This is a genomic window from Advenella mimigardefordensis DPN7 (assembly GCF_000521505.1).
GTDB lineage: Bacteria > Pseudomonadota > Gammaproteobacteria > Burkholderiales > Burkholderiaceae_B > Advenella > Advenella mimigardefordensis.
Map to the genome: position 1 here is coordinate 3,136,550 of NZ_CP003915.1, position 14,588 is coordinate 3,151,137.

The window sequence follows — 14,588 nt, forward strand, 5'->3', positions numbered from 1 at the left end:
AATTCAGATTTTCTCCAGCGTGGCCGTATGAAAGCTTGCGGGCGCCACCACTTCCAGCATTTCCAGATCAGCGCTATGGCGGATCTCGCGATGCCGTACGCCCGGGGGCTGGTAGACCGAATCGCCGCGCTCCAGACGCACCACCCCGGTTTGTTCATACTCGAATTCAACCCAGCCCTGCAGCACATAGACAAACTGAAAATCCAGTTGATGCAAATGTGGCACGCCCGATGATTCATGCCCATCCAGCGCGCGAATCACGTGCACCGAATAGGCGCCGGCGGTTGCCTGAGCCACGCCCAGATCGCGGTACTCAAAGAACTCACGCAAACCACGGTCAAAGGTCGCATCTTTCAGATGTGAAACAACGACGCGCTGCGCGGGCTTGCCGGCAGAATCGGCTGGTGTTGGTTCGTGCGTATTCGCCATGGGTGCCTCCCTGTCCATCAGCTATTCATATGTGTTTTTTATTAGTCTGTCCGATTGTAGCGCCAATGGCGCGATGGCGCCCTGTTTGCATAACGGTTCGACAGTGCAGGAATGGCGGCAGAACAACACCAGAACATCGCCCCCGCCCGCATGTCGGCCGGCTTCGTGCAGACAGGGCTGATGTCTATCAATGGATCAATGGCCTGACAGGAATCAGTATCCCATGTCGCGGAAGACCTCGCCACTGACCGGCTTGCCCTGCAGGGCATCCTGCAGCTTGTCCCGGATCTGCCGGATCGCCAGAAAATGATTGGTGGGGCCGGAAATATGTGGTGTGAGGGTGATGGCCGGATGCGTCCAGAACGGATGATCGTGAGGCAATGGTTCTTCCCGCGCCACGTCCAGCACCGCCTGCGACAAATGCCCTGAATCCAGTAAGGCAAGCAGATCTTCCTCCACCAAATGCTCGCCCCGTCCGATGTTCATCAGCACGGCACCTTTTGGCAATTGCCCCAGACTGTCGCGATTAAGGATATTGCGCGTCTGGTCGGTCAAAGGCAGTACATTGATTAGAAACTGGCTGGACGCCAGAAAAGACGCAAACTGATCTTCGCCATGAAAACTCCTGATGCCCGGCAAGGCCTTTGGACTGCGTGCCCAGCCCTGTACGGGATAATCAAGTGCGCTTAACGCCTGCGCAATGCGCGCGCCGATCACGCCCAGCCCCATCACACCAATCGTGGAATGTTGTACCGGGGTCTGCTCGGCTCCCTGCCACAGACGCTTTTCCCGATGCTGTTCGTAGACCCCAAAATTGCGCGTGATGCCTGACAGATAATGGATCACGTATTCGGTCATCGGATTAGCCAGCCCTGCATCCTCCAGACGAATAATGCGGGTCGTATCTGCAATGCCCGGCTGACGCAAAATCGCATCAACCCCTGCCCCCATATTAAAGACCAGATCCAGGTCCGGATATCGCGCAAACAGCGCTGCCGGCGGTTTCCAAACGATTGCAGCGCGCACTTCAGAAGCGGCGGCGGCCGCGTTTGGGTCAAAGATATGGGCGTCCAGATCCGGGAAATGCTGCTGAATGACGTTCAGCCATTTTTGGGCAGCGGCACTGCTTTCCGACGCGAGTACAACGGGGGTCATATACTGTCCTGCTTTATGTCAAATTTAATAATAAATAACAGCCGCAAGCCTATGTGCGACTATCCAGATAACGGTACCAGGAAATCAATGCGCCTACATAAAGTTTGCGCAATCCATAGAACGGCAACCGTTGCACAGGTGTAAATGGTACAGGAAGCGCCGCTTCATTGCCCGATTGCAGGTAGTTTGCAATGGCTTTACCCATGGCTGTTTGCAGGCCGATACCCCGCCCCTGACAACCGATATTGAGTATCAGGCCCGGTTCCGGTTGATGCAAATGCGGCATATAGTCCTGCGTGACCGACACCCTTCCGCACCAGTAGTATTCAAATGCAATATCCTTCAACTGAGGGTACAGCAAGGTAATCGCCTTTTTCAGATGATCCCAATCCTGCTTGCCACGTGGCTCACGGAACGGCCCCCGCCCCCCCATCAGAAAGCGACCGGTGTGATCCTTGCGAAAATAAAGCAGCAGATTACGGGTATCCGACACGGGCTGACCCTGAGGCAGAATCGTTTTGGCAATATCGTCGGGCAACGGCGCGGTAGCAACCTGATAGGTATTCGGATCAACCACCGTCTCTTTCAGATTTTTCCAAATACCATCGCTATACGCATTGGTGCACACGACCACGCGGCGCGCCTGCACGACATGACCGCTGTCAGTGGTCACCTGCCAGCCACTGCCTTTCTTTTCAATCGACTGCACCGGCGTACCGGTATGCACCGCCACACCTGCAGCCAGGGTGACACGTGCCAACTCGCGCACGTAGCTGAGCGGCTGTACTGAGCCACCGCGCTCATCAAACCAGCCACCATGATATTGGTCGGTTCCCAGCAGATCGGCAACTTCGCTGCGCGACAGGGGTCTGACGGGTGCACCCCGCTTTTGCCAGTCAGCAACGCGTTTCTGAACAAGCGCCAGCGCAGACTGCGAATGCGCCGGTTGTATCCAGCCGTTGCGCGTATGCGGCACATTCAATGTATAGCGATCAATCAAAGAGAAAACCGTACTGGTTGTGGTGCCGGCAAATTCGACCAGTTGCCGGCCACGCTCCGCTCCATAGGCGCTGAGCAGTTCATCCGGGTCTTTCTTCAGGCCGGGTACCAGTTGTCCGCCATTACGGCCGGATCCGCCGAAACCGATTTCTCTGGCATCGAGCACCATGCACTGCGTGCCTGACTCTGCCAGATGCAGCGCAGTACTTAGACCCGCATACCCGGCACCAATAATGAGTGTATCTGTCTCGGCCGCTGCCTTCAGTGGCGTCGTTACTGGGGCCTCGACAGCGGTATCGTGCCACAACGCGGGATTCAGAGGGAACCGGTTAGCTGGAAACATGAAACTTCCTTTATTACAAACGCAATAAAATCAAAATGGGTGCAGCACCCGCCTAAGAAAATCCTGAGTTCTTGGGTGCTGTGGCGCATTGAGAATATCCGTCGCTTTGCCCTGCTCGACTATCACACCCTGATCAAAGAACAGCACGCGATCGGCGACCTCTTTGGCAAAGGCCATTTCATGCGTCACCACGATCATGGTCATCCCCGCGCGCGCCATATCCGCCATCACATTAAGCACTTCGCCCACCAGTTCCGGATCAAGTGCAGAGGTCGGTTCATCAAACAGAATCGCCTGCGGTTCCATGGCCAGCGCCCGCGCAATGGCGACCCGTTGCTGCTGGCCGCCGGAAAGCTGTTGCGGGTATGACGACAGCTTGTCTGCCAGCCCGACCTTTTCCAGATATTGCGTCGCCGCCTCCTGCGCCTGCGCCCGGTCTATGCCCTTGACGTAGATGGGTCCTTCCATGACATTTTCCAGCGCGGTACGATGCGGGAACAGATTGAAGCGCTGAAACACCATCGCCACTTCCTGGCGAATCTGTCGCAAATGGCTGCTCTTGCGATCGACGATTTTCTCGTCGATACGGATCGCCCCCTCTTCGTACGTTTCCAGGCCATTAATGCAGCGCAGAATGGTTGATTTGCCCGATCCGGAGGGGCCGACAATGCAGACTACCTCGCCGTTTTCGACCGTTGCATTGACCCCGCGCAGAACATGATTCTGGCCGAAACGTTTGTGAACATTGTCAAGTGTGATCATGCTGTTTTTGTCCGTTTTTCCAGGTACTTCACAAGAAAAATAAGTGGCATGCACATCACCAGATACATAATCGCAACCATGGTAAACACGGTAACGTTATCGAAATTGGATGTCGCCAGCAATTTGCCCTGCATCGCCAGTTCGGCCACCGTGATGGTAGATGCCTGTGACGAATCCTTTAGCATCATGATCATGGTGTTGCCATAAGGCGGCAAGGTAATACGCACGGCCTGCGGCAGTATCACCCGCCGCATCATCGTCGCCCAGGTCATCCCCATGGAATGCGAGGCTTCTACCTGACCGTGATCAATCGCCTCGATCCCGGCACGAAAATTTTCCGACTGATAGGCCGAATACGCAACGCCCAGGCCCAGAATCGACGCCTGAATTGCATTTACATCTATGCCTATATCGGGAAAGACGAAATAGACATAGAACAAAATAACGATAATCGGAATGCCGCGAATAATATTGACGGCACTCTCACTTAGCCAGGCCAGCCAGCGTATGCCGGAACTGCGCATCAGCGCCCAGATCAGGCCCAGGACCGTAGAAAGCAGTAACGAGCCTGCGGTAACAAGAAGGGTCGCCTTGACGCCCTGCATAAGGACAGGGAAATACTGGGCGATACGAATCGACAATTCATCCATAGGGAGCCATCATCCTATTGCGTGTGATCGTCGCCGCGCCGGTACGGGTGGATACCGGCAGGAGCGGCCAGATTATTTTTCAAGTTTCCATTTTTTCAGGATAGCGGCAACGGTTCCGTCAGCCTTGAGCGCATCAATCGCCGTATTGAGTTTCTGCTGCAGATCCGTTTCACCCTTGCGTGTAATCAAACCCAGATCACGGACAACGACCGGCTTGTAGCTTTCCACTAATCGCACGTTTTTGAACATATTGTTGCTCAGGTAAGCTGCAGCTATCGGCTGATCCACCAGCACGGCCTGCACCCGGCCTTTTTCCAGGTCACGCATCATATCGGTAGAGGCATCATACAGCTTCACGTCTGTGATGCCAGCTTGTTGCGCAGGTGCAATATAAGCGGTGCCGATCTGAATGCCCACCGCCTTGCCTTTTAGCTGATCAAGACTGGTGTACTCAGTTTTATCGCTCTCGGGTACGACCAACCCTTCACCATAGCTGAAAATGGTATTGGTGTAGTCAATAACCTTCGCCCGCTCATCGGTCTTGATCATGGCCGCCGAAATAATATCGATCCGTTTCGATTGCAAAGACCCGATCAGCGCCGAAAACACCATAGGGCTGATTTCATAGGTAAAGCCCGCTTTCTTTGAAACAGCGTCGATCACATCGACCATCACACCTGCAATTTTTCCGGACTTGGCATCAAGATAGGTAAAGGGCATACCGGTGGGCGTTGAACCCACCTTATAATTGTCTGCCGCCAGTGCGACCGACCCATTCAAACACGCTGCCAGCATACATACAGATAACAGTTTTTTCATTCCCATGAAGTTCTCCTATTCCCTTTCGGGTTTGGTAATAACCCACAGCACACATGTGTCCTGATCGGTCGGATTGTTCCACTTGCGTGGCATCTCGCTCGTATAGCAAAACGTATCGTTCTGCTCAAGCTTCACGTAACGCTTATCCACCCACAACTGCAATTGCCCGTAGATCACCAGCCCGCTGATTTCGCCGCTACGCGTCGTGATCCACTCATCGCCAGAGCTTCCTCCTGGCTGAATAATGGCCTGATACAAATCCACTGAACGACAACGCGAGGGGGTGATGATCTTCTTGATGATCTTCTTGTCTTTCATCACCACCTGCTTGTGCGAAGCAGCCCTGGCGATCCAGCCATCGGTCTGTTCATCGGTGCATTCGGTATTGCTTAACAGTTCTCCAAGTGAAATATTCAGGGCCCCGGAAATCCGGTTCAGCATATTGACAGTGGGAGAAGTCATGCCGCGCTCAATCTGGCTAAGAGACCCGATGGAGATATCGGCTCTGCGTGCCACCTGTTCCAGCGACAAACCTTGCTCTCGTCTGATTTCCCGCAGTTGCTGCCCCAGCCAGAAATCGACGAATGAGGCAATTTTTCCGGTGAATCGTGCATCCGTAGATGGCGTAACGGTGTCCATGATTTTCATCCGCTGAGTCCGTTAAATTGAAAAATGAAATTTTCATTATTATGAATAATAAACACATTTGAAATTTTCAACGACCGGGATTACCCTAAAGACCTGATTTGGAAAACAGAAAATTTTTCCTCTGCTCGAATGCCATTTCCGTGGCGGCGCACCATGCAATGGCCGTCCACCGTGACCGTGCACTTTGGTGAAGCAGTTATGTAGATGCACTGCAGGCCGATGATTGATATATGCACTTGCGCGTGCATTCTGATGAGCCAGTCTGGTGCGCTGGCAATACTTTTACGGTATACGGATTGAGGGGTTATCGAACTTTTTTTCGTTGGATATGGGTTCTTGTTGCGTACCGAAAAAGGATATTTCGCTATAACGTGATCAACGGCATTTCACGACTCACGCGTCGCGTGTCGGGACATGACGATATTTCCCGATTCTGCAACCCGTTGAAACCCACTGAAACGGCGTGCTCGGGGATTTGTTCTACAATCGGCAACGTTATTTTTCAGGATTGGGGAGATTGACCCATGCAGTTATTTAGCAAATACACGGCAGTGCTGTCGCTTGCCATTTTCCTTGCAGGATGTGCCGCAGATAAACCTGTGCCACCGCCACCGGTAGAGACAGGGCTGATTGACGAATGCAAGCTTGATCGCAAGGCGTGTCTTTATGAGGGGCACTATGAAGCTAAAGAACAAAACTATGCCAGGGATGAAGCAAAGCGCTTGAACGGTATGCAGAAGATCCGGCTGGTTAAAAGCGAAAAAGTGGCTCAACCCGCCTATGTCGACGTACCGCCAGTCACCATCAAAGCAGAAAAAATCGTGGCCGTGCAAAAAACCAGCAAAAAGGACAGCAAGAAACTGAGCAGGAAAAAGAGCACAAAAACGCTGGCCCAGGCGAGTCATAAATAAGAATGGTATGCGGATTGAGTGGTGGGTGGTGGCCTGTTCTCAATAATCTGCCTCCTCAGTTGGTTAAGAGACCAGCGCCATGCTTGAATTTCTCTACGAAGCCCAGCAGCCCATATCCGAGGATTTACTTGTGGGACGCAGACAGAAAAGTCATCCGAGAAGGTGTGTTTCGTATGCTCCGCGCGCATGTAGCCGCCTACAGCCTGACAGAAAGAAGTACTCGAAGGTAAAAAGGTCAGCGGCGATTATGTGATTGCCTTCTCCACCGCACCGGAAAGCCGGATCAACTCGTCTGACGCAGTACGGGAAATAAAAGTGCTCGGCAATAACGCCATGTCTCCACTCTTTCTTGCAACGGTAGAGACAACCGAGGAAGCCATTTATAACTCATTGCTTAAAGCAAAACAATCACAGGCAGGAATAGTCGTGTTGTGGAAGCGTTGCCGATAGACAAAACAGTGGAGATTCTTAAAAAATTTGGCGCAGTGAAACAGGATCGGGCCTGCAGAGATGTATGGATATGGCCGCTATCCTTATAGCGGCCATATCCATTTTACTGTGCCCGCAAGGCAAGTCGCACCCCCACACCTTTTTGATCGGTTAGCCTGACAACAACGGGAAGGTATTTAACGGCCCCCCCTGGTCAGGTATTAGATGCCGCTGTTGCATACTGGACGCGTTTTTTTGATGGCAAATGCTTATTGAGAAAGCCCGCAACGACCCGATTGAAAGCCTGCGGCGTTTCGAAATAGGCCGAATGCCCGGCATCAGCGTAGGTGTAAGTTGCACAACCGGGTATGAGTGTCGCGGTATGTTCGTGACTACCTGGCACAAGAAAGTCATCGTGCGCGCCGCCTGTGATAATTGTAGGCACGCGATAGTGCGTGAAATCCTCAGGGTGCAATTTAACCGTATCATCCATCATCGTCGCAGAGTCAAACCCAGGTAACGGGTTAAGCGCCTTGATCTGGCTATACAGCAAAACGAGCTCGGGCTTGCTCTTTAATGTCTCTCTGTTCCATCCTATTCCGGACCCACGCCCGAACGAGCCGCCCATGAAAACGTCGCTGCCTTTTTTCAGAACGCGCCAATTTTCTTCCGAATAGGCCGGCGTAGGCGAACCGTTGATATACAGGCAGGAGACACGTTCGGGCGAACGTACCGCGATTGCGAGCCCGGCCCATGCGCCCAGCGATTGGCAGATAAACGCGGCATGCTCCAGGCCTTCGGCATCCAGGACGGCCAATATGTCATCGTGATAGTAGCGAGGATGAGCCAGCTCCGGCAAACAGGGAGAATACTTAAATCCGCGCAGATCGACAGTGATCACCTTGTAATGCTGTGCAAAAAATGCCACTTGATTGAACCACGCCATGGTGTTGCCGCCACCACCGTGAATGAAAACTAACGGGTAACCATCGCCATGCACCTCATAATAGAGTTTGGCATCCTGAACGTTGATTTGAGGCATTATTATCTCCTTTATTAAATAGTGACACTGGCGGCCGCGACCGGATCAGCCATGGGCTCTGGCGCTTCGGCGCGAGGCATGAGCCAGATAGAGGCTAGAGAAAGCACGTTCATCGCAATAACATAAACGACTGGCGAAGTGGGATCGCCTGTCACCGAAATGAGCCAGGTGAAAATGACTTGTGCAGTACCGGCAAAAATCGCGGCTCCCAGACCGAAAGCGGTCGCCAGACCAGTTGCACGCACCTTTCGTGGAAAGGATCTTGCGATCAGTAAAACAACCAACGCTGCGCTCGAAGCCTGGAACGCAGTCAGAAGCGCCGCTCCACCCAATAGTGCAAATGCACTTGGCGCCTGCACCAGCATCAGCACCAGCGGGTAGATCAGCAGCAGCAAAAGGATCCGTGGCAAAATACTGATCAGACGCAAACCGAATCGATCACCCAACCATCCCCCCAGCAGCGCAAAAACAAGCGTACTTGCGCCGACCGCGAAGTTGGCCAATTGGGCAGTTGACGCAGGCATGTGCAGGGTATTAATGGCAAAAGAGGTAAGGTAGATCAGAAAGTATTGCGCAATGGTAATTCCTGAGAATGCCCCGATAGCCAGCAGCAAACTGCCAAAGTGTTCACGCATGAGCGCTTTGATCACACCACCGGTCGTCGCATGAGCAGTCTCGTGAACAAGCGTCTCGTTCAGACTCCGGCGAATATAGATGCCGACAGGAATAACCAAAATACCCATTATGAAAGGTATACGCCAGCCCCAGGAAAGGGCGTCTTCTGCAGACAAAAGGCGCGCAATACCATAGCCGATCAGACCGACCAGGATTGAGGCCGCCCCTTGGCTCGCCAGTTGCCAGCTGCCAGTCAGACACTTTTTGCCGGCTGGCGCCGCCTCATAGAGATAGACCGTGGATGCGCCCAGTTCCCCGCCAGCGGCAAAGCCCTGCAGCAACCGTGCGAGTACGAGCAACAAGGGCGCAGCAAGACCGATTTCGCTATATGCAGGTATCAAGCCAATTGCTGCCGTACCCAGGGCCATGAGCGTGATGGTAAGCGTCATTGCCGCCTTGCGTCCATGCTTGTCTGCATAGGCACCCAGCAAAAGCCCGCCCAGCGGACGACTGACGAAACCAACCCCAAAAGTAGCCACCGAGAGCAACAGGCTCACATAGGAGTCTGTGGACGGGAAAAATTTCTGGCCGATAAAGACGGCGAATGCGGCATAAACGCCAAAATCATAGAACTCCAGCGCGTTGCCAAGCACAACGGCAAAAACGTTGCGCCCGCTCAATCTAGCGCCCTGCTCTGCTCCTTCACTGCTTGAGGACATTGCCTTCTCCTTTATCGTGATTGTTTGTCTTCAAGTGCATTCAATGACTTGTTGCTGCTTATCATAGGCAAACTAATTATAATTGTCAATTACAATTATAATTAGTTTGCCGGTTCAAATGACTTACATAGATGAAATAGCGGTAACATGCTGCTGACCATCAGGAGAAGAAATGAAGAATTACCTGAACTATAAACTCGACATTCTGAGCGCGGTCGCCAAGCGCGATGCGGATCAGATCTACCAGCGGGAATGCGGACTGGATGTGAACCATTTACGCTTGTTACGCCTGGTCAGTTTCTACCCTGAAATCAATCCGAGCGAACTTGCTGACCGGGCTCGCCTGGATCGCCCCAAAACGTCGCGCATGCTCGCCCGGCTTGTTGACCGTGGCTTTGTAGTCAAACACACCACAGAGCGCGACGGACGACAGGTGCGCCTGACGACAAGCCCACAAGGCCAGATCCTTATTAAGAAAGCCAATCGCATCGCAACAAATCTCGAACGCGCCTTCCTGTCCCCCTTGACTGAAAAGCAGCAGACTGAGCTGGTCGATTGGCTGGACAAACTGACCCATTGGGTTGAATCCGGCGGACTCAGCCGTTCGTACAAGACAGATTCAGATGAATTGGAAAACTGAGCCCAATCGCAGGTGGCGTTATGGCAGCCCGATGGACAAGAGACACATCGGCAGAGCCCGTCCTGTCCGCCGGCTTGCCGCCTAGTCCAGTGCAATATTGGCCTTTTGCACGATCCCGCCAAAATATGCAGAGTCCTCATTGACCGCGCGCGCCAGGCCGGAGGTATCGACAGACCATGCATTAAAGCCGAAGGTTTCAAAACGCTGCTTTATGGCTGGTGTGCGCAGCGCTGCGGCGATCGCAGTGTTAAGGCGCTCAATGATCTCTTGCGGCGTACCCCTGGGAGCGAATGCGGCTACCCACGTTTTTAGCTCGAAGTCCTGCGGTCCCCCTGCCTGTGCTATCGTGGGCACATCAGGATACGCAGCCAGGCGGACTGGAGCCGCCAGCGCAAGCAGCTTTACTCGTTTTGCCTGATACAGATTCTGTACTGTCGCTGCTGTGCCGAAAGCCCAATCGACATCGCCATTGGCCACTGCCGCATACAATTGCGACAAATCCTTGAAGGGAATATGCGTCATGGTCGTCTGCGTACGCTGTTGCAAAATCGTCGACCCGAGATGCGCAACACTGCCTATCCCCCAGGTGCCGTAGGTGAGATGTCCATTCGCTTTGTGTGCGGCACCGACCAGGTCCGCAACATTGCGCCATGGAGAGTTGGCAGACACAACAATAAAAAAGTGCGTCGAGTAGATGGGCGCCGCGGCGACAAAATCCCGTGCAGGATCAAACGGCATTTTTTTATACAGATGAGGATGCAGCGTCATATGGGTGTTGTCCACGATCGCTATCGAATAGCCATCTGCAGCGGATCGTTTGACTTCGCCCAGCGCGAGCCATCCGTTGGCGCCGGGTTTATTCTCGACAATGAACGGCTGCTTCCATGCCGCCGATAATTGCTCCCCTATCATTCTTGCGACCGTGTCCGGCCCGCCGCCAACCGAATAGGGCAAAACGGCACGAACACTGCGCGTCGGGTACGATGAGGATTGCGCCTGCGCCGAACAGGTCAAAACGCCAAGGACAAGCGTTGTCAAAGTAAATATTTTTTTCATGTCTCCTCCAATTAAATGGATGGTTATCGGCTACGTTTAATTTTTCACGTCATGTGCCTACTGTGGAAAACTGGGCGGGGTGTCTTATTTCATAGGCAGCAGTAAAACCAGGATCCCGTTGACGCAGATCCTCATGACTGACCTGCCCGGTGCGTCTCATATAGTCGTAGGCAAAGGACACCGGATCCAGATGCATCTTGTCCGCGACGTTCTCGTACCAATCCAGGCTGCGCGTTGCTGCATGCTGGAAATTGGACGAAGCCTGCCTGCGCCGGGACTCGAATACGCCAAATGCGGCCTGAACATCACCGGGATACTGGCGCAGCCCCTCATTCAATGCGATGGCATCCTGCATGGCCATGCGGGTGCCTGAACCCAGCGAAAAATGAACCGTACGCAAGGCATCACCCAGCAACACAATATTGCGGTACGACCAGTTTTCATTACGAACGATATTGGCTTCAAACCACAGGGAGCGATTGGTCAGCAGTTCGTTTGCTCCCAGATCGGCGCGAAAAACCTCGGCACAATAACGACGGCTCTGCTCTTCGCTGGCCACATCCAGGCCAGCGCGATGCCAGGTATCCGGGTCAACTTCGACCAGAAACGTACTCAACGTCGCGCTGTATTGGTAACTGTGTGCGATAAAAATACCGCTCTCGGTTTCCCGAAAGATAAGCGAGACAGGATGAAAGCGCTGATGCGTTCCATACCAGGCAAATTTATTGCGACGCCGCTCAAAGCTGGGGCAGAACTGATCGGCAAATTGCTTGCGGACGGCGCTATTGCTGCCATCTGCCGCCACCACCATATCCGCTTCGGCTGCTAGCTGTTCTATATTGTCGATGCGGCAATTGTGCTCAATGTGCACGCCGGCCTGTAGACAGGCCTGTTCCAGGACGTCCAGCATATCCAGTCTTGCCGTGCGTGAGAAATGATTGCCGTGCACCTGTACACTCGTACCCTGATGAATAATCTGCATATAGTCGCAGCGCTCGTGATGCGCCACGAATGTAGCGAAAAAATCAGGATCGGCCTCGCGCAGGAACGCCAATCCCACGTCGGAAAATACCACGCCCCAGCCATAGGTAGCGCCTCGGGGGTTTTGCTCATAAACGCGTATCTCATGAGCAGGATCCTGTTTCTTGGCCAGCAGAGAAAAATACAGGCCCGCAGGTCCGGCGCCGATAACAGCAATCTTCATTGGTTCGTACTCCCGTATGGTGCCTGCTGTTCGCAGTCACGTTGATAACCGACCAGCGCATCGCGCAGTATCTCGGGTAGGACAATGGCTCTACGCTCGCCGCGAGCTACGCAAATGGGCGTCAATCGTGCATCGAAAGCCGCCTGGCCACGTACACTGCCGGCGATGTGCAAGGTATACGTGCGCTGCCTGATATGCTCAACATAGACAGCCATATCAAACTCTTCATCAGGCCAAAGCGAGGTGCGAAAATCAAATATCAATGCACGCGTTGGCGTGCCAAAGCCATGCTCATCTTTTACGCGCTGAGGTGTTCCACCCAGCAGTTTTCCGTAAAAAAGCTCGGCCGCCGAGATGACATACTCGCTGAATGTGACGGTATAGACCACGCCGGCAGGATCGCAATCGCCCCACTTTACCCGTCGTCGAATCACAAACGGCGCGTCGTTCACTACGTACTCAGTACTTATCATTATTTTCCTCCGTGCCCTGCCGGGCTTCGCGATTGAGCAAATCTGCAATCATTCTGCGCAACATCATCTTGTCCAGCTTGCCCACTTTGGTAACCGGAAAGGCTTCAACGACCTCCACACGTTCGGGGCACTTATACTTGGCCAGACCCTTTTCAACGAGGAACAACATCAATTCATGGACGGTAGGCGCAGCGTAACCAGGCCGTACGGTGACAAAGACGCAGCCCTTCTCGCCATAAATGGGATCCGGCATGGCGACCAGGCGTGCTTCGGAAATGGCGTGATGTGCGCTGACCAGTGCTTCAACCTCTTCGCAGCCGATCTTCTCGCCGCCACGATTGATGTTGTCCCGCAGTCTGCCTTCGAAGCTGTAATAGGACTGGCCATCTACAATTCGTTCTATCATCATGTCGCCCGTTCGATAAAAGCCCTCTGACGTGTAAGCCTGGGCATTGGCTTCCTGCGCGTCGAAAAATCCGGGAATGGTCGCCGGACCGCGAAAACACAGTTCGCCCATCTGCCCCGCTTCAACCTGCACTTCAGTGCCTGGCGCCAATAGTCGAATTTCGTCGTCGGCACAACCCGAGCGACCCTGGGTTTTGTGGCGGATGTACGGCGCTGCACTGGCCGGTGACCCAAGCAGCAAACCTTCGGTAATACCAAACAGATTGGAGCACGGGATGCGCAAATGTTCTTCCAGCCTCTCGGCTGCGCTCATCGTTATAAACAAACGCAGGGACGATAAGTCATGCTGCGCCAGTTCGGAATAGGCCATCAATTGTGGTGCAATCGGTCCGATTGAAATCGCCCGCGTGACCCGATACCGCTCAATCAGCGTCAACATAAGCGGCACATCAACCCTTGGCATGAGAACTGCTGACACACCCATCGCGATAACCGGCATCAGGACATACACCTGAGCGGCATTGTGCAATAACGGTAAAGCCCAAATGAAACGGTCATCTTCGCCAAGCTGATAGTTCTTTGCACAGGCAAGTGAATGCGCGATGTACTCAGCATGAAATCGCGGAATGATTTTTGGGATGCCGGTCGTACCGCCAGACAACTGAAACGCCAGTACATCCTCACACCCAGGCGCATTCTCGGCGACGATGGTCTGCGCCCGCGCGAACGGCATGCCCTCGATCAACGCACGCATATCGTTGCCAGCCGATGAATCCCCGCGCGCCACCACCAGCTGTGTCAATCCTGCATGGTCGGACATCATTCGCTGCGCGAAAGCAACCAGATCAAAGGTGCCAAAATCAGCCTGAACAAAGTATCCACGTGCGCCAGACTGGCGAACCAATTGACCAATTTCCAGTTCCCGGTGCTGCGGCAGAGAACAAACAGGTACGATGCCCGCTTTATAACAAGCCAGCAGCGCAATGACGGTCTCAAGCGTAGTACCCATCTGAAAAATGGCACGGTCGCCTGGTTTGAGACCCAGCTTCAACAACGCCGCAGCCAACCTCTCGGTTTGCTCATCCAGTTGTACAAACGTGACGCTACCTTGCTCTGTGATGATCGCTTGTCTTTCACCACACCGACGCGCAGTAGCATGCAGCAATTGGCCCACTGTCCGTTGTTGCCACGTACCGTTGTCCAGCCAGGCGCGTGCGCGCGCCCGTTCATGGTATATAACACCCTCAATGGGGTAACGAATATTTTGCATTTTTGGTGTCTCCTGCCAA

16 protein-coding genes are annotated in these 14,588 nt (G+C 53.5%); 3 read left to right on the top strand and 13 right to left on the bottom strand.

What is annotated here, in order from left to right:
* Nucleotides 1–3: 3 nt before the first annotated feature.
* The 7 genes from MIM_RS14400 to MIM_RS14430 all read right to left on the bottom strand — a co-directional run bounded on the left by MIM_RS14400 (nucleotide 4) and on the right by MIM_RS14430 (nucleotide 5,805).
* Nucleotides 4–429 (bottom strand): cupin domain-containing protein, encoded by a 426-nt coding sequence (locus MIM_RS14400; protein WP_084459100.1) that lies wholly within the window; start codon nucleotides 427–429, stop codon nucleotides 4–6.
* A 213-nt stretch (nucleotides 430–642) separates the two neighbouring features.
* Nucleotides 643–1,584, bottom strand: a complete 942-nt coding sequence (locus tag MIM_RS14405) for a 2-hydroxyacid dehydrogenase (RefSeq protein WP_025373464.1) — start codon at nucleotides 1,582–1,584, stop codon at nucleotides 643–645.
* A 49-nt stretch (nucleotides 1,585–1,633) separates the two neighbouring features.
* A complete protein-coding gene (locus tag MIM_RS14410; RefSeq protein ID WP_025373465.1) occupies nucleotides 1,634–2,926 on the bottom strand; it encodes an NAD(P)/FAD-dependent oxidoreductase in 1,293 nt (430 codons plus the stop codon).
* Nucleotides 2,927–2,956: 30 nt separating this feature from the next.
* Nucleotides 2,957–3,688 carry an amino acid ABC transporter ATP-binding protein gene (locus MIM_RS14415; RefSeq protein WP_025373466.1) on the bottom strand — a complete coding sequence of 244 codons (732 nt, stop codon included), beginning with the start codon at nucleotides 3,686–3,688 and terminating at the stop codon, nucleotides 2,957–2,959.
* A complete protein-coding gene (locus MIM_RS14420) occupies nucleotides 3,685–4,338 on the bottom strand; it encodes an amino acid ABC transporter permease (RefSeq protein ID WP_025373467.1) in 654 nt (217 codons plus the stop codon). Before MIM_RS14420 ends, MIM_RS14415 begins: the two co-directional genes overlap by 4 nt.
* Nucleotides 4,339–4,410: 72 nt before the next feature.
* Nucleotides 4,411–5,163 (bottom strand): substrate-binding periplasmic protein, encoded by a 753-nt coding sequence (locus MIM_RS14425; RefSeq protein WP_322786657.1) that lies wholly within the window; start codon nucleotides 5,161–5,163, stop codon nucleotides 4,411–4,413.
* Nucleotides 5,164–5,172: 9 nt separating this feature from the next.
* A complete protein-coding gene (locus MIM_RS14430; protein WP_025373469.1) occupies nucleotides 5,173–5,805 on the bottom strand; it encodes a helix-turn-helix domain-containing protein in 633 nt (210 codons plus the stop codon).
* 524 nt (nucleotides 5,806–6,329) lie between these two features.
* Here MIM_RS14430 and MIM_RS23360 point away from each other — a divergent pair.
* Together MIM_RS23360 and MIM_RS23690 are read left to right on the top strand one after the other, a co-directional pair.
* Entirely contained in the window at nucleotides 6,330–6,716 is a 387-nt protein-coding gene (locus MIM_RS23360; RefSeq protein WP_025373470.1) for a hypothetical protein, read from the top strand.
* Nucleotides 6,717–6,965: 249 nt separating this feature from the next.
* Entirely contained in the window at nucleotides 6,966–7,166 is a 201-nt protein-coding gene (locus tag MIM_RS23690) for a P1 family peptidase (RefSeq protein WP_084458997.1), read from the top strand.
* 193 nt (nucleotides 7,167–7,359) lie between these two features.
* Here the strand turns inward: MIM_RS23690 and MIM_RS14440 are convergent, their stop codons facing one another.
* Together MIM_RS14440 and MIM_RS14445 are read right to left on the bottom strand one after the other, a co-directional pair.
* Complete coding sequence (locus tag MIM_RS14440) at nucleotides 7,360–8,187, bottom strand: alpha/beta fold hydrolase (RefSeq protein WP_025373471.1); 828 nt, start codon at nucleotides 8,185–8,187, stop codon at nucleotides 7,360–7,362.
* Nucleotides 8,188–8,201: 14 nt separating this feature from the next.
* On the bottom strand, nucleotides 8,202–9,521 hold the full coding sequence (locus tag MIM_RS14445) for an MFS transporter (protein ID WP_025373472.1): 1,320 nt from the start codon (nucleotides 9,519–9,521) through the stop codon (nucleotides 8,202–8,204).
* 172 nt (nucleotides 9,522–9,693) lie between these two features.
* On the opposite strand from MIM_RS14445, the gene MIM_RS14450 reads away from it, so the two are divergent.
* Nucleotides 9,694–10,161 (top strand): MarR family winged helix-turn-helix transcriptional regulator, encoded by a 468-nt coding sequence (locus MIM_RS14450; RefSeq protein WP_025373473.1) that lies wholly within the window; start codon nucleotides 9,694–9,696, stop codon nucleotides 10,159–10,161.
* 81 nt (nucleotides 10,162–10,242) lie between these two features.
* On the opposite strand, the gene MIM_RS14455 is transcribed toward MIM_RS14450, so the two are convergent.
* Genes MIM_RS14455 through MIM_RS14470 form a run of 4 tightly spaced genes read right to left on the bottom strand, consistent with a single transcriptional unit; the run spans nucleotide 10,243 to nucleotide 14,569 of the window.
* Nucleotides 10,243–11,217, bottom strand: a complete 975-nt coding sequence (locus MIM_RS14455) for a Bug family tripartite tricarboxylate transporter substrate binding protein (RefSeq protein ID WP_025373474.1) — start codon at nucleotides 11,215–11,217, stop codon at nucleotides 10,243–10,245.
* 49 nt (nucleotides 11,218–11,266) lie between these two features.
* The gene (locus MIM_RS14460; RefSeq protein ID WP_025373475.1) at nucleotides 11,267–12,421 is read right to left on the bottom strand and encodes an FAD-dependent monooxygenase; all 1,155 of its coding nucleotides are present in this window, start codon (nucleotides 12,419–12,421) and stop codon (nucleotides 11,267–11,269) included.
* Nucleotides 12,418–12,894, bottom strand: coding sequence for an acyl-CoA thioesterase (locus MIM_RS14465; protein WP_025373476.1), 477 nt, complete (start codon nucleotides 12,892–12,894; stop codon nucleotides 12,418–12,420). The genes MIM_RS14460 and MIM_RS14465 overlap by 4 nt, the downstream gene beginning before the upstream one ends.
* Nucleotides 12,881–14,569 (bottom strand): AMP-binding protein, encoded by a 1,689-nt coding sequence (locus tag MIM_RS14470; RefSeq protein WP_025373477.1) that lies wholly within the window; start codon nucleotides 14,567–14,569, stop codon nucleotides 12,881–12,883. Before MIM_RS14470 ends, MIM_RS14465 begins: the two co-directional genes overlap by 14 nt.
* Between the last annotated feature and the right edge of the window lie 19 nt (nucleotides 14,570–14,588).

What these genes read in the sequence shown, in the direction of transcription:
- MIM_RS23360 (WP_025373470.1), top strand. Translation starts at nt 6,330, where the DNA reads ATGCAGTTATTTAGCAAATACACGGCAGTGCTGTCGCTTGCCATTTTC.
- MIM_RS14470 (WP_025373477.1), bottom strand. Translation starts at nt 14,569, where the DNA reads ATGCAAAATATTCGTTACCCCATTGAGGGTGTTATATACCATGAACGG.
- MIM_RS14405 (WP_025373464.1), bottom strand. Translation starts at nt 1,584, where the DNA reads ATGACCCCCGTTGTACTCGCGTCGGAAAGCAGTGCCGCTGCCCAAAAA.
- MIM_RS14430 (WP_025373469.1), bottom strand. Translation starts at nt 5,805, where the DNA reads ATGAAAATCATGGACACCGTTACGCCATCTACGGATGCACGATTCACC.
- MIM_RS14415 (WP_025373466.1), bottom strand. Translation starts at nt 3,688, where the DNA reads ATGATCACACTTGACAATGTTCACAAACGTTTCGGCCAGAATCATGTT.
- MIM_RS14465 (WP_025373476.1), bottom strand. Translation starts at nt 12,894, where the DNA reads ATGATAAGTACTGAGTACGTAGTGAACGACGCGCCGTTTGTGATTCGA.
- MIM_RS14450 (WP_025373473.1), top strand. Translation starts at nt 9,694, where the DNA reads ATGAAGAATTACCTGAACTATAAACTCGACATTCTGAGCGCGGTCGCC.
- MIM_RS14460 (WP_025373475.1), bottom strand. Translation starts at nt 12,421, where the DNA reads ATGAAGATTGCTGTTATCGGCGCCGGACCTGCGGGCCTGTATTTTTCT.
- MIM_RS14445 (WP_025373472.1), bottom strand. Translation starts at nt 9,521, where the DNA reads ATGTCCTCAAGCAGTGAAGGAGCAGAGCAGGGCGCTAGATTGAGCGGG.
- MIM_RS14440 (WP_025373471.1), bottom strand. Translation starts at nt 8,187, where the DNA reads ATGCCTCAAATCAACGTTCAGGATGCCAAACTCTATTATGAGGTGCAT.
- MIM_RS14455 (WP_025373474.1), bottom strand. Translation starts at nt 11,217, where the DNA reads ATGAAAAAAATATTTACTTTGACAACGCTTGTCCTTGGCGTTTTGACC.
- MIM_RS14420 (WP_025373467.1), bottom strand. Translation starts at nt 4,338, where the DNA reads ATGGATGAATTGTCGATTCGTATCGCCCAGTATTTCCCTGTCCTTATG.
- MIM_RS14400 (WP_084459100.1), bottom strand. Translation starts at nt 429, where the DNA reads ATGGCGAATACGCACGAACCAACACCAGCCGATTCTGCCGGCAAGCCC.
- MIM_RS14425 (WP_322786657.1), bottom strand. Translation starts at nt 5,163, where the DNA reads ATGGGAATGAAAAAACTGTTATCTGTATGTATGCTGGCAGCGTGTTTG.
- MIM_RS14410 (WP_025373465.1), bottom strand. Translation starts at nt 2,926, where the DNA reads ATGTTTCCAGCTAACCGGTTCCCTCTGAATCCCGCGTTGTGGCACGAT.